This is a genomic window from Amycolatopsis sp. NBRC 101858 (genome assembly GCF_030269325.1).
In the GTDB taxonomy this organism is placed as follows: Bacteria; Actinomycetota; Actinomycetes; order Mycobacteriales; family Pseudonocardiaceae; genus Amycolatopsis; species Amycolatopsis ponsaeliensis.
This window is the reverse complement of the sequence record NZ_BSTD01000002.1, coordinates 942,645-955,171: the sequence shown is the minus strand read 5'-3', so window position 1 is coordinate 955,171 and position 12,527 is coordinate 942,645. Positions and strand designations below refer to the sequence as shown.

10 protein-coding genes are annotated in these 12,527 nt (G+C 72.1%); 7 read left to right on the top strand and 3 right to left on the bottom strand.

The genetic code is table 11. The features are described from left to right. The first annotated feature begins 6 nt into the window (after window positions 1-6). On the top strand, window positions 7-2,400 hold the full coding sequence (locus QSK39_RS17685; RefSeq protein WP_285478831.1) for a glycoside hydrolase family 32 protein: 2,394 nt from the start codon (window positions 7-9) through the stop codon (window positions 2,398-2,400). Window positions 2,401-2,711: 311 nt separating this feature from the next. Here QSK39_RS17685 and QSK39_RS17680 read toward each other — a convergent pair whose 3' ends face one another. Continuing rightward, on the bottom strand, window positions 2,712-3,452 hold the full coding sequence (locus QSK39_RS17680; protein ID WP_285478830.1) for a GAF and ANTAR domain-containing protein: 741 nt from the start codon (window positions 3,450-3,452) through the stop codon (window positions 2,712-2,714). 214 nt (window positions 3,453-3,666) lie between these two features. After that, window positions 3,667-4,455, bottom strand: coding sequence for a class I SAM-dependent methyltransferase (locus QSK39_RS17675; RefSeq protein WP_285478829.1), 789 nt, complete (start codon window positions 4,453-4,455; stop codon window positions 3,667-3,669). 102 nt (window positions 4,456-4,557) lie between these two features. Between QSK39_RS17675 and QSK39_RS17670 the strand changes: the two genes are divergently transcribed. From QSK39_RS17670 to QSK39_RS17645, 6 genes are all read left to right on the top strand, one after another. After that, window positions 4,558-5,664 (top strand): substrate-binding domain-containing protein, encoded by a 1,107-nt coding sequence (locus QSK39_RS17670; protein WP_285478828.1) that lies wholly within the window; start codon window positions 4,558-4,560, stop codon window positions 5,662-5,664. Window positions 5,665-5,725: 61 nt separating this feature from the next. Further along, window positions 5,726-7,024 (top strand): ABC transporter substrate-binding protein, encoded by a 1,299-nt coding sequence (locus QSK39_RS17665; protein WP_285478827.1) that lies wholly within the window; start codon window positions 5,726-5,728, stop codon window positions 7,022-7,024. Further along, window positions 7,021-7,941 carry a carbohydrate ABC transporter permease gene (locus QSK39_RS17660; RefSeq protein ID WP_285478826.1) on the top strand — a complete coding sequence of 307 codons (921 nt, stop codon included), beginning with the start codon at window positions 7,021-7,023 and terminating at the stop codon, window positions 7,939-7,941. Before QSK39_RS17665 ends, QSK39_RS17660 begins: the two co-directional genes overlap by 4 nt. Continuing rightward, window positions 7,938-8,771, top strand: coding sequence for a carbohydrate ABC transporter permease (locus QSK39_RS17655; RefSeq protein ID WP_285478825.1), 834 nt, complete (start codon window positions 7,938-7,940; stop codon window positions 8,769-8,771). The genes QSK39_RS17660 and QSK39_RS17655 overlap by 4 nt, the downstream gene beginning before the upstream one ends. Continuing rightward, the gene (locus QSK39_RS17650) at window positions 8,768-9,733 is read left to right on the top strand and encodes a hydroxyacid dehydrogenase (RefSeq protein ID WP_285478824.1); all 966 of its coding nucleotides are present in this window, start codon (window positions 8,768-8,770) and stop codon (window positions 9,731-9,733) included. Before QSK39_RS17655 ends, QSK39_RS17650 begins: the two co-directional genes overlap by 4 nt. Continuing rightward, window positions 9,730-11,508 (top strand): DUF2264 domain-containing protein, encoded by a 1,779-nt coding sequence (locus QSK39_RS17645; RefSeq protein ID WP_285478823.1) that lies wholly within the window; start codon window positions 9,730-9,732, stop codon window positions 11,506-11,508. Before QSK39_RS17650 ends, QSK39_RS17645 begins: the two co-directional genes overlap by 4 nt. 5 nt (window positions 11,509-11,513) lie before the next feature. Here QSK39_RS17645 and QSK39_RS17640 read toward each other — a convergent pair whose 3' ends face one another. Then, window positions 11,514-12,515: a LacI family DNA-binding transcriptional regulator gene (locus QSK39_RS17640; RefSeq protein ID WP_285478822.1), complete on the bottom strand. Its 1,002-nt coding sequence runs from the start codon at window positions 12,513-12,515 to the stop codon at window positions 11,514-11,516. Window positions 12,516-12,527: the final 12 nt, after the last annotated feature.

The window sequence follows — 12,527 nt, the reverse complement described above, 5'->3', positions numbered from 1 at the left end:
GGCCACGTGGTTCGCAGCGCCCGCGCGTTACTCGTCGTCCTCGTGATCGCCTCGGCCCTGCTCGTGCCCGCCGTCCCCGCGACGGCCGGCACGGCGTGGGAGTACCCGGAGTTCCCCTACCCGGCGACGACCTACCAGGAGCCGTTCCGGGGGCAGTTCCACTTCAGCTCGCAGTCCGGCTGGATGAACGACCCCAACGGGCTGGTGTACGTCAATGGTCTCTACCACTTCTTCTACCAGCACAACCCGCACGGGCTCGAGTGGGACACCATGCACTGGGGCCACGCCACGAGCCCGGACCTGGTGCACTGGACGCAGAAACCGGTCGCGCTCGAGCCCGGCGTGCACCCCGGAACCCTGTTCTCCGGCGGCGGTGTCGTCGACCGGGACAACACCTCCGGGCTGAAGACCGGCCCGCTCGACCCGATCGTGGTGTTCAGCAACACCAACGGCGTCAGCATCTTTTACAGCAACGACAACGGCCGCAGCTTCCAGGCCTACGACGGCGGCCGCAAGCAGATCGAGATCCCGGAGGAGAGCCGGGACCCGAAGGTCGTCTGGGACGCCGCGCGCCACCAGTGGGCCATGGTCGTCTGGTCGAACCGGGGTGGCAACGGCGTCGACGTCTACACCTCGCCCGATCTGCTGCACTGGACCTTCGCCAGCCGGTACGCGGCGGACTGGCTGTTCGAGTGCCCCGACCTGTTCCCGCTGGACGGCGGCCGGTGGGTGCTCACCTCGGCGACGGGCGAATACGTCGTCGGCTCCTTCGACGGCAAGGCTTTCCGCACCGACCGGCCGCAGCCGAAGAAGATGAACCTGGGCACCACCTACGCCGGAGGTACCTTCTACGCCGCCGAGACGTTCACCGGCTCGCCGGACGGGCGCGTGGTGCAAATGGCGTGGCAGGGCGGCAACCGCGGCAGTTCCTGGACGGGCAACGCCACGTTCCCGGTGACGCTCGGGCTCGTGGATTCCCCCGACGGCCCCCGGATCACGCGGACGCCGGTCGCCGAGCTGAGCACGCTGCGAGCCGACAGCCGGACCTGGCGGAACGAGACGGTGCGCGCCGGCGGACCGAACCCGTTCGCGGGAATCCTCGCCGACACCTACGAAATCACCGCGACCTTCGACGTCGCGAGTGCGACCGCCGGCCAGTTCGGCTTCGCGCTGCACAGCCGGTCCGACGGCAGCGCCGACCGGGTCGTCGCCTACGACCGGGCGGCCGGAACGCTGGACGGCAAGCCGTTGCCGCCCACCGGCGGCGAGGTCACCATGCGGCTGCTGGTCGACCGCGGCCAGCTGGAGATCTTCGACGGCACCGGGCAGTTCTCCGTCGCCGACAACGTGAACTTCGATTCCGCCGCGGTCAGCCAGGGCATCCGGCTGTTCGCGACCGGCGGGCAGGTGCGGCTGAAGAACGCGACGTTCACCCGGCTCAGCACGAGCTGGGGCACGGCGCAGTCGACGCTGGAGAGCAACCTCGCCGGGCCGTGGCACGCGGCCGGCGGCTCGTGGACCGACGTCGGCGGGGGCAAGCAGGCGCAGGTCACCGGCGACGGGTTCTACCTCAGCGCGAACACCGCGGGCGACGCCGACTACCAGGGCGACGTCCGGCTGGGCACCGCCCGGGCGGCCGGGCTGACGTTCCGGGCGACCGCCGAAGGCGCCGGCTACACGGTGAACGTCGACACGAGCGGCGTGGTCAAGCTCTGGCGGCCCGGCCGGGACATCGCGACGTACCCGACGGCCATCTCCGCGGACGGCACCTACCACCTCCGGGTCCGGACCGCCGGCTCCCGCATCCAGGTCTGGCTGAACCACGGCACCACCCCGGTCATCGACGCGACCGACGACGCCTACGCGTCGGGCCGGTTCGGGGCGAACGCCTACCAGGGGTCGGCGACCGTGCAGAACCTGAACACGGGAACCGCGGGGTTCGCCGCGTTCACCTCCGGCCCGTGGACGGCGAAGGGCGGCACCTGGACGACGACCCCGGACGGACTGCGCGCCAGTTCGAGCGGCGACGGCTTCTACCTCAGCGACCGCACCGGAAGCGACTTCACCTACGAAGGCGACGTGTCCGTGACCAACGGAGTGGCGGCCGGCGTGACGTTCCGCGCGACCGCCGACGGCGCGGGCTACACGGCGAACATCGACACGGGTGGCATGGTCAAGCTCTGGCGCCCAGGCCGCGACATCGCGACGTACCCGACGCCGATGGTCGAAGGCCGCACGTACCACCTGAAGGTGCAGACGGCAGGCACCCGCATCCGCGTCTGGCTCGGCAACGGCACGACGCCGGTCATCGACGCGACCGACACGGCTTACGCCGCGGGAAGGTTCGGCCTCAACGCCTACGGCGGGAACACAACCGCCCAGCACCTCGCGATCAGCTGAACTCAATGGCCGCGTAGCTGCTGCCGCACGAGCAGATGTTCAGCCGCCTCGCGGTGCGAGGCGTGGCCGGCGCGGTGAGCGTGCTCCGGGTGCCCGGCATCGGCCAGGAAGGCCGGCCGCGCTTCGCGGCGATCACCAGTCGTGCCTCGAGCCGTCTTGCTTGAGGCGGGTCACCGAACCGCGAGGGTCTTTCGGCGTTGATCCGTGTTCAAAGGTCGCGAGCGCGGGGTATTCGCGGCCTGAGCCCCTCCGTGCTTGGCGGGGATTCGTCGATGGCGTCGGTTCAGCAGCGAGCCGGCGCCATCGTCGTGTCATCTTCGGCCGTCGCGGGCGGAGGTGACGAAGTCTTCGGCGACTTCGCGAAGTTTCACGTTCTGCTCCTGCGATGCCTTGACGAGCAGTTCGAAGGCGTCGTCGGCCGGGATGCCGTGCAGGGCCATCAGGATGCCCTTGGCCTGGTCGATCACGGCGCGGGAGGTCAGCGCCGTGGACAGCTGTGCCGTGGTCTCGCGGGCGGCCTGGTGCCGGCGGGCGCTGCGCAGCGCGGCTTCGGCGGCGGTGGTGTACAGCTCCAGCAGCGCCGCGTCGAGAGCGCCGAAGCTGTTGCCACCGGTGTCGTACAGGTTGAGCGAACCGTGGTACTCGCGGTCGACGAACAACGGTGCGGACAGGTAGCCGAGCACGGCGGACCCGGCCGCTGCGGCGGCGAACTCGGGCCACTGCTGAGCCGCCTCGGCCACCTTGACCCGCTGGAGCTCGCCGGTCCGGGCGGCCTCCAGGCAGGGACCTTGCCCGGCCTCGTACTGGGCCTGGTCGATGCGGTGCGCGCTGTCACCGGTGGCTGTCGCGGTGTAGGGGGCGCCGTCGCGCAGCAGGGTGATGCTGGCGATCTCCGCGTCCGGCACGGCGTGCACGACCTGCTGGCACACGCGTTGCAGGACCACGGACAGCTCCTCTTCCTCCTCGAAAGTGCCGGCCAGCCGCTCCAGCGCGCTGGTGACGTCATCCACTCGCCGTGCGGCGTCCCGCTCGTCAAGCAGGTTCTCGTCCATGTGGTGCTCCCTCGGGTCGATGCGCTCGGCGTCGCGGGTGCTGGGGTGCTCGGGGGCTGCGAGGGCGCCGAAGCCCAGGACATGAGCAGGTTTCCTGAGTAACCCTAAGCGTCTCCGCGTGGCCCGGCAGAACTGCGGCGGGCTCATCGCTGCCGAGGTCAGGACTTGCGGCGTGCGAACAGAACTGCTCCGGGTGCAGCGGCAATCCGGGGTCTCAGGCCGGCTTGCGGCCCCATGCGGTGATCATCGGGGCGAGCATCAGATCGAGATCGCCGCGGGCGAGGTTCGCGAGATGCGTGTCGATCTCCGCCGGCGTCGCCAGTTCCGCGGCCAGGAGCTGGTCGCGGACGTGCCGGACCGTGGCCGCCTCCAGGACCGCGCACGCGGGTGCCGCGATCGGGAAGTAGGCCTCCGCGCCGACGTCGGCCAGGCCCGACTCGCGCAGCAGCCGGGGCAGCGTGCGGCCGTAGGCGAGGTCCGCCCCGCGCTCGGCCATCAGCGTCCGGATCCGGGCGCGCAGCCGGTTGGCCAGCGCTTCGCCGGGGCCGCGCTCGTCCGGGCAGGCGAGCGGTTGCAAGGCCGGGTCGCCGTCCTCGATCACCAGCCGGCCGCCCGGCCGGAGCGCGTCGACCATGACCCGCATCGCGGCCGCGCGGTCCTTCAGGTGGACCAGGACCAGCCGGGCGTGGACCAGGTCGAACGTCTCCGCCGGCGGTGGGTCGCGGAGCACGTCGTGCCGGCGTACCTCGAGCACGCCACCGGCCGCGGGCTCGGCCCAGGACACGTCGATGTCCGTGGCGAGCACCCGGCCGCCGGCCCCCACTCGCTCGGCCAGGCCACGCGGCACCGAGACGCCGCCGGCGCCGACCTCCCAGCACCGCCATCCCGCACCGAGGCCCAGGTCGTCGAGGTGACGGAAGGTCCACGGGTCGAACAGTTCGGCGAGCGCCGCGAACCGTTCGCCGGCCTCCGGGCGACGGTTGTCGAGCAGGTAGCGGTCCACCGCACCAGCATGGCCCGGCCGGCGCCCTGCGGGTACCCGGTCTTCGTTGACCTGATCGCTATGCTCGGACAAACGATCAAACGAGCACTCAGGGCGGCGTGGATGCGGGAAACAGGTGCCGACCGGCGGCAGCGGGTCCTGGCCGTGGTCGAAGCGCGGGGCGAGGTGCGGGTCACCGATCTCGCCGCCGAGCTGGAGGTCTCGGTGATCACCGCCCGCCGGGACGTCGAAGACCTCGCCCGGGCCGGCCGGCTGCGGCGCGGGCACGGCGTCGCGCGGTCGCTGGTGCCGGTGCGGCAGGCGCCGGTGCCGGGGGAGCGGGCCGCCGGCGTCGTCGCGCTGGTCGTGCCCGAACGGCACGCCTACCTCAACGAGGTCGTGCACGGCGCCCGCGTGGCGCTCGAGGAGGCCGGCCTGCGGATCGTGCTGCACCCGGCGCCGCAGGTCGCGGGGGCCGAACGGCCCGTGGTGGAGGGCGCGCTCGCCGAGGGCGACGTCTGCGGGCTGCTGATCGCGCCGCGCTGGCGCACCGTCGACGTCGAAGCCGCGGACGACCGCTGGCTGGCCGCCGTCGACGTGCCGCTCGTCCTGCTGGAACGCCGGCCGGCTCCGGGAAGTGCGCTGCACGCACGCGATTCCGTGTGCACCGACCACTGGTTCGGCATGCACCTCGCGGTCACCCACCTGACGGCGCTCGGGCACCGGCGGCTGGTGCTGGCCGCTCGCGACGACAGCCCGACAGCGCGGGCGTTGCGCGCCGCGTTCGCCGAGATCTGCGCCGCGCACGCCGACGTCGAGGACGCGGTCGTGGTGCTCAGCGCACCGGACGCGGGAGCCGACCCGACCGCCGCCGCCGACGGCCCGTCGCTCGCCGACGTCGTGCGCGAGCGCGGCGCGACCGGCGTGGTCATGCACGGCGACGTCGACGCGCTGATGCTGGTCCGGCAGCTGGGCGAGGCCGGGATCGCGGTGCCCCGGGACTGCTCGGCCGTGGCCTACGACGACGTCGTGGCCGCACTGGGCAGCCCGCCGCTGACCGCGGTCGCGCCGGCCAAGGCCGAGGTGGGCCGCCTCGCGGCCGGGCTGCTGCTCGAACGCCTCGAACGCCTCGGTGCGGAAGCCGGGCCGGCACGCCGGATCACGGTGCTTCCCGAGCTGAAAGTCCGCGCGTCGACGCGATCGTTTGACCGAGTCGAGCGGAAATATTGACCGAAAAACGTTCAGGTGATCAGACTGTGGGCGTCCCCGTACCGCGCCACAGGAGGCGACGATGCCCGCGAGCCGCCGTGCCGTCCTGGCCGCGAGCCTGGCCCTGCCGCTGGCGGCGGCGTGCTCGGCGCCGGGCGGTTCCGGCGGCCCGGCCCGGCTCACGTTCTGGTCGGCGTTGCGCGGCAGCCAGCAGGTCGTCGACGCGTTCAACCGGTCGCAGCGCCGGATCCACGTCGACTTCCAGCAGATCCCGTCCGGTGACCAGGGCGGCTACGCGAAGCTGAGCAACGCGGCGCGCGCGGGCAACGCCCCCGACGTGGCCACGATCGAATACCCGCAGGTGCCCGGGTTCGCGATCGACGGCGTCGCGCGGGACATCACGGACCTGGTGACCGATCGGCTCCGCGCGAAGCTGCTGCCACAGGCAGTGCGGCTGACGACGTTCGCCGGCCGGGTGTTCACGGTGCCGCTCGACGTCGAGCCGATGGTGCTGCACTACCGCACGGACCTGTTCGGCGGGCCGGTCCCGCGCACGTGGGACGAGTTCGCGACGGCGGCCCGCCGGATCCGCGACGGCCGCCGCCGGATCGCGTTGTTCCCGACCGACGGCGGCATGCAGTTCGCCGCGCTCGCGTGGCAGGCCGGGGCGCGCTGGTTCGACACGTCGGCGGGCGCGTGGAACGTCTCGCTCGCCGACGCCGCGACCCAGCGCGTTTCCGCGTACTGGCAAGGCTTGATCGACGACGGCCTGGTCTTCACGAACGCGTCGCTGAGCCGGCAGAGCGACGCGCAGATCGGGCAGGGCCTGGTCGTCGCGCGGCTGAGCGGCGCGTGGGACGCGGGTGCGCAGATGAAGGCGCGCCCCGGCCAGAAGGGCAAGTGGGCGATCGCGCCGCTGCCGCAGTGGGACCCGGCCCACCCGGCGGTCGGCACGCACGGCGGTTCGACGTTCGCCGTCACCAAGGACAGCGCGAACCCGGAGGCGGCGATGGAGTTCATCGAATGGCAGGTCTCGCACCCGGACGCGTTGCGAGCCCGGCTGTCGAGCGGCACGAGCAGCCAGTACCCGGCGGCGCCGGCGTTGGTCGAGGTGGGCGGCAAGGCGTTCGACCGGTCGTACTACGGCGGCCAGGACATCTACCGCTTGTTCGACGAGCAGGCCCGCCTCATCCGCGACGGCTGGACCTGGGGCCCGCGGATGAGCGCGACGCAGCGAGTGCTCCAGGACGGCTTCGCGAGGGCGGGTGCGGGCCAGGGCACGCTGCTGGACGCGGTCCGCGACGCCCAGAAGGCGACCATGCCGGATCTGGTCGCACTGGGGCTGGCCACGACCGAGCACGAAAGCCGAGGGCTCCGATGACCGCCACCCTGACCCGTCCCGCATCTCCTCCGGCGCGGGCCGCGATCCCACGCCGACACGACCGTGAACGCTCCGCGGCCGCCGTGCTCATGGCACCGTTCTTCGTCCTGCTGGTCGCGGTCTTCCTCGTGCCCGTCGGGACCGCCGTCTGGCTGAGCTTCTTCGGCGCCGACGAACCCGGCCTCGGCTTCGGCCCGGAGCACACCGTCTTCGTCGGCCTGCGCAGCTATGTCGCCGTCCTCGGGGACCCCACCTTCCGCAGCGCACTCGGGGTCATCGCCCGCTACTGCCTGGTCTACCTGCCGCTCCTGGTGATCGCCTCGCTGGGCCTCGCCCTGCTGCTCGATTCAGCCGCCGCGCGCCTCAAGTCCGTCGCGCGGCTCGGGCTCTTCCTGCCGCACGCCGTGCCCGGGATCATCGCCGCGATCATCTGGCTCTACCTCTACACCCCCGGCCTCAGCCCGCTCCCGCTGTTCGGCGACGGCGGGATCGTCGCCCTCCCGGCGGTCGTGAACATCGCCCTCTGGAGCAACCTCGGCTACAACGTCGTCATCTTCTACGCCGCGCTGCAAGCCGTCCCGCGCGAAGTGCTCGAGGCCGCGGTCGTCGACGGCGCCGGCCCGGTCCGCACCGCCCTGCGGATCAAGACCCCGCTGATCCGCTCCAGCGTCGTGATGGTCGTGCTCTTCACGCTCATCTGGTCGCTGCAGCTGTTCACCGAGCCGATGCTGCTTTCGCAGTCCACGCCGGTGATCACCGCGCGCTTCTCGCCGAGCATGTACATCTACGACGCCGCGTTCACCCGCAACAACTACGGCCTCGCCGCGGCGGCCTCGGTCGTCCTCCTCGCCTGCACGATCGCCCTCTCCTACGGCGTGACGCGCTGGACCAACCGCACCCGGGAGGTGAACCCGTGAAGCTGCTCGGCCGCACGGCAGTCAACACCGTAGTCGGGATCTCCGTGCTCTACACGCTCCTGCCCGTGCTGTGGCTGGTCCTCGCCGCGGCCAAGAGCGGCGACGCGCTCTTCGGCAGCGATCTCCTGTCCTGGAAGGGCTTTTCGCCCCTGGACAACCTCAAGGACCTCTTCGCGATGGACAAGGGGATCTACCGCCGCTGGTACGCCAACAGCCTGTTCTACGCCGTCGTCGGCGGCGCGCTCAGCTCGCTGATCAGCATCGCCTGCGGGTACGCCTTCGACAAATACCGGTTCAAGCACAAGGAAAAGCTCTTCGGGCTGGTGCTCGCCGCGGTGATGGTGCCGCAGACCGTGCTCGCGCTGCCGCTGTACCTGATCGCCTCGGGCACCGGGCTCGTCGACACGGCGTGGGCGGTGTTCGTGCCGGTGCTGTTCAACCCCTTCGGCGTCTACCTCGGCCGTGTGTTCAGCCAGGGGTACGTCCCGGACGAGGTCCTCGAGGCCGCCCGCATCGACGGCGCCGGCGAGCTGAAGACGTACTTCCGCGTCTCGCTGAGGATGCTCGGCCCCGGCGTGGTCACCGTGTTCCTCTTCCAGCTCACCGCGATCTGGAACAACTTCTTCCTGCCCATGGTGATGCTGTCGGACCAGCAGCTCTACCCGGTCAGCCTCGGCCTCTACACCTGGAACAGCTCGGCCACCGTGTCGCCCGAGTACTACCCGGTCGTCATCACGGGGTCGTTGCTCGCCGTCGTTCCGCTGCTCGTCGCCTTCGTGCTGCTGCAACGCTTCTGGCGGTCCGGCCTCACCGCGGGAGCCGTCAAGTGATCCGCGCCGCCCTCGCGATGAGCCGGGCAGCGGCCGATGCCGTCCTCGACGGCGAGACCCTGGCCGAGCTGCGCGCTCTCGTGGACCTGGCCGAAGGCGTCATCGACGACTTCGCCGGCGCCCCGCTCCGGGACGTCGAACTGCTGGTCACCGGCTGGGGCTGTCCGCCGCTGGACGCCGCCGCGCTCGCCGCCGCCCCGAACCTGCGCGCGATCGTCCACACCGCCGGGTCGGTCCGCGCGCACGTCACCGAGGCGTGCTGGGATCGCGGCATCGAGGTGACGTCGGCGGCCGCGGCCAACGCGGTGCCGGTCGCCGAATACACGCTCGCCATGATCCTGCTGTCGGGCAAGCGGGTGCTCGAACGCGCTCGCGGCTACCGGGAAAGCCACGTCCGCGACAACTGGCCCCGGGACGTCGGCAACTACCGGCGGACGGTCGGCATCCTGTCCGCGTCGATGATCGGCCGCCGCGTGATCGAGCTGCTGCGACCCCACGACCTGCACATCCTGGTGCATGATCCGTATGTGGACGACATCGCGGGAGCCGAGCGGGTGACCCTGGCCGAGCTGTTCGCGCGCAGCGACGTCGTCAGCGTCCACACGCCCCTGCTGCCCGAAACCCGCGGCCTGGTCGGCCGGGAGCTGATCGGCTCGATGCGCCCGGACGCCGTCCTGATCAACACCGCCCGTGGCGCCGTCCTCGACCAGGACGCGCTCGCGGAGGCCACCGGCGCCGGCCGGATCCGCGCGATCCTCGACGTCACGGAACCCGAGGTGCTGCCGCCCGGGCATCCGCTGTGGACGGACGAGAACGTGCTGATCACGCCGCACCTGGCGGGCTCGCAGGGCAACGAACTGGGCCGGCTGGCCGCGCTGGCCGTCGCCGAGGTCGCGCGCTGGGCCTCGGGCGAAGGCTTCGCCCATCCGCTGCGCCGCGACCGGATGGGGCTGATCGCGTGAAACTCCCGGATGACGACCGTGAACTGAGCCCGCGCACCGGCTACACGCGTGACCACTGGGTCGCCGCCGCGGACGGCCTCCTCGACGCCGCCTGGCGCTGGGCGAGCCCGGGGAAAGCGCGGCTCGACCTGCCGGGGCCCGCGTCGGCCAACGGCGTCCGCTCGGACGGTCTCGAAGGCTTCGCCCGCACCTTCCTCGCCGCCGCCTTTCGCGTGGCCGGGGGCGGCGACCCGCACAACTGGCTGGAGCGGTACGCCGAAGGCCTGGCCGCGGGTACCCGCACCCCGGGCCGCGACGACGCCGAGTCGTGGCCGGTCATCCTCGGCCACGACGTCGCCGGGCAGCCGATGGTCGAGTCCGCGTCCGTCGCGCTCGGCCTCCGCCTGACCCGCCCGTGGCTCTGGGACCACCTCGACCCCGGCACCCGAGACCGCGTCGAAGCGTGGCTGCGCGGGTCCCTGCGGAACACCCCGGCACCGAACAACTGGTACCTGTTCCCGTTCACCGTCGCCGGCTTCCTCGACGACGTCGGCCGCGGCGACGCCGAGACCGCGCGGGCTCGCGTCCGCGCGCTCGAACTCCTGGAGGGCTGGTACCGCGGCGACGGCTGGTACGCCGACGGCGACGGCCGCGCGTTCGACCACTACAACGGCTGGGCCCTGCACCTCTACCCGGTCCTCGACGCCCACCTCGCCGGGAAGCCGACCCACCACGGCGACCGCCTGCGTGAGCACCTCGGGAGCCTGAGACTGTGGTTCGGCAGCGATGGCGCGCCACTCCACTTCGGACGGTCCCTGACCTACCGCTTCGCCGCCGTGTCGGCGATCGGCCTCGGCGCGGTCACCGGCGACACCCCACTGTCGCCCGGCCTGTCGCGACGGCTGCTCAGCGGCTCCCTCAAGTACTTCCTCGACCGCGGAGCCGTCGACGAGCACGGCATCCTGAGTCTCGGCTGGCACGGCCCGCACGCGCCGACCACGCAGTTCTACTCCGGCCCGGGCTCGCCGTACTGGGCGTCGAAGGCGTTCGCCTGCCTGCTCGCCCCGGAAGATCATCCACTGTGGACGTCCACAGAGGAGTCGGACGACGCGGACACGATCCGTGCGGAGCCCGCCCCGGGCTTCCTGCTGCAGAAGGCGGACGGCGTCGTCCGGCTGCACAACCACGGCAGCGACCACCTGCGCCCGCACGAAGCCGAGGCAGCCGACGATCCGCATTACAGCCGGTTCGCCTACTCGACGCACACCGGCCCCACCGCGAAGGACAACCCCGCGGACAACCACTTCGCGGTCGTCGCCGGGGGAGTGCGGAGCGTCCGCCGCCGGATCCACCCGCTCGGCGCGGGCCAAGGCGACGGCTGGGGCTGGGCCGCGTCCTGGCACCGGCCGATCTTCGGGACGGCGGCGCTCCCGGGCTTGCGCGTCGAGAGCGTCACCGTGGCGCGCGGCCGGGACGAACTGCGCGTCCACCGCGTGCTCGGCGCCCCGCCGGGAGCGAGGGCCGAGCAGACCGGCTGGGCCGCGGACTCCGTCCTGAAACCGCTCACGGGCTGGACCGGGCAGGACGAGGTCCGCGCGCCGCACGGCACCGCGTACACGCCGTGGGTCTCCCTCTCGAGACTCACCGGCGACCTCGAAGGGACGACCGTCTTCATCGCCCACGCCGTCCTCGGGACCGAAGCCGCAGGCCTGGAAGTCACCGAAGAGGGCATCCGCTGGCCGGACGGCTTCACCGTCCGGATCACCTTCGACCCCCTGGAGGTGACCGCCGGATGACGCGCTCAGGCGGACTCGCGGACCACCAGCTCGGTCGGCAGGATCAGCGACGTCGGCTGCTCGCCGTCGATCAGCCGCACCAGCATCCGCGTCATCTCCCGGCCCAGCGCCTCGATCGGCTGGCGGACGGTGGTCAGCGCGGGGTGCGTGTGCTGCGCGGTGACGATGTCGTTGAACCCGACCACCGCGACGTCCTCGGGCACGGAAAGCCCCCGCGAGCGCAGGACCTTCAGCGCTCCAGCCGCCATCGCGTCGGAAGCGACGAACACGGCGTCGAGATCCGCGTGCTCGTCGAGCAGCTGGGTCATGCCCTCGACGCCGCTGCCTTCGCTGAAGTCGCCGTGCGCGACGCGGTGGTCCGGCAGCCCGGCCAGCGCCAAGGCCTCCCGGAACCCGAGGTACCGGTTGACGCCCGCGTGCTGATCGGTCTGCCCGGTGATCGTCGCGATCCGCTGCCGCCCGAGCGAGACCAGGTACTCCACGGCCTGCCGGGCGCCGCCGCGGTTGTCGGCGTCGACGTAGTGCGGGGGCGTGCGGTCGAGCGAGCGTCCACCGTGGACCACCGGCACCTGGCCCTCGTCGGCGATCTTCGACAGCGGGTCGTTCTCCCGCAACGCGAGCAGCATGACACCGTCGGCGGCCCGCGACTGCAGGATCCGCGTCAGCCGCGACCGGCCGCGTTCGGACGCCGCGAGCACCAGCATCAGCTGGAGGTCGGTCTCCTCGATGACGGCGTTGACCCCGGCGATCACCTCGGCGAAGAACTGGTTGGCGAACAACGCCGGGTCGTCGCTGGAGATGGCCAGCACCACGGCGCCGCGGCGGGCGGTGGCCAGCGAGCGGGCGGCGGTGTTCGGCACGTACCCGAGCTCTTCGATGGCCCGCTGGACGGCTTCGCGCGACTTCGTGCTGACGTGCGGGGCGTTGTTGATCACCCGGGACACGGTGCCGGTGGACACCCCGGCCAGGCGCGCCACTTCCTCGAGCGTCGACGGCCGGTTGCTCATCGTGCTCGCCTC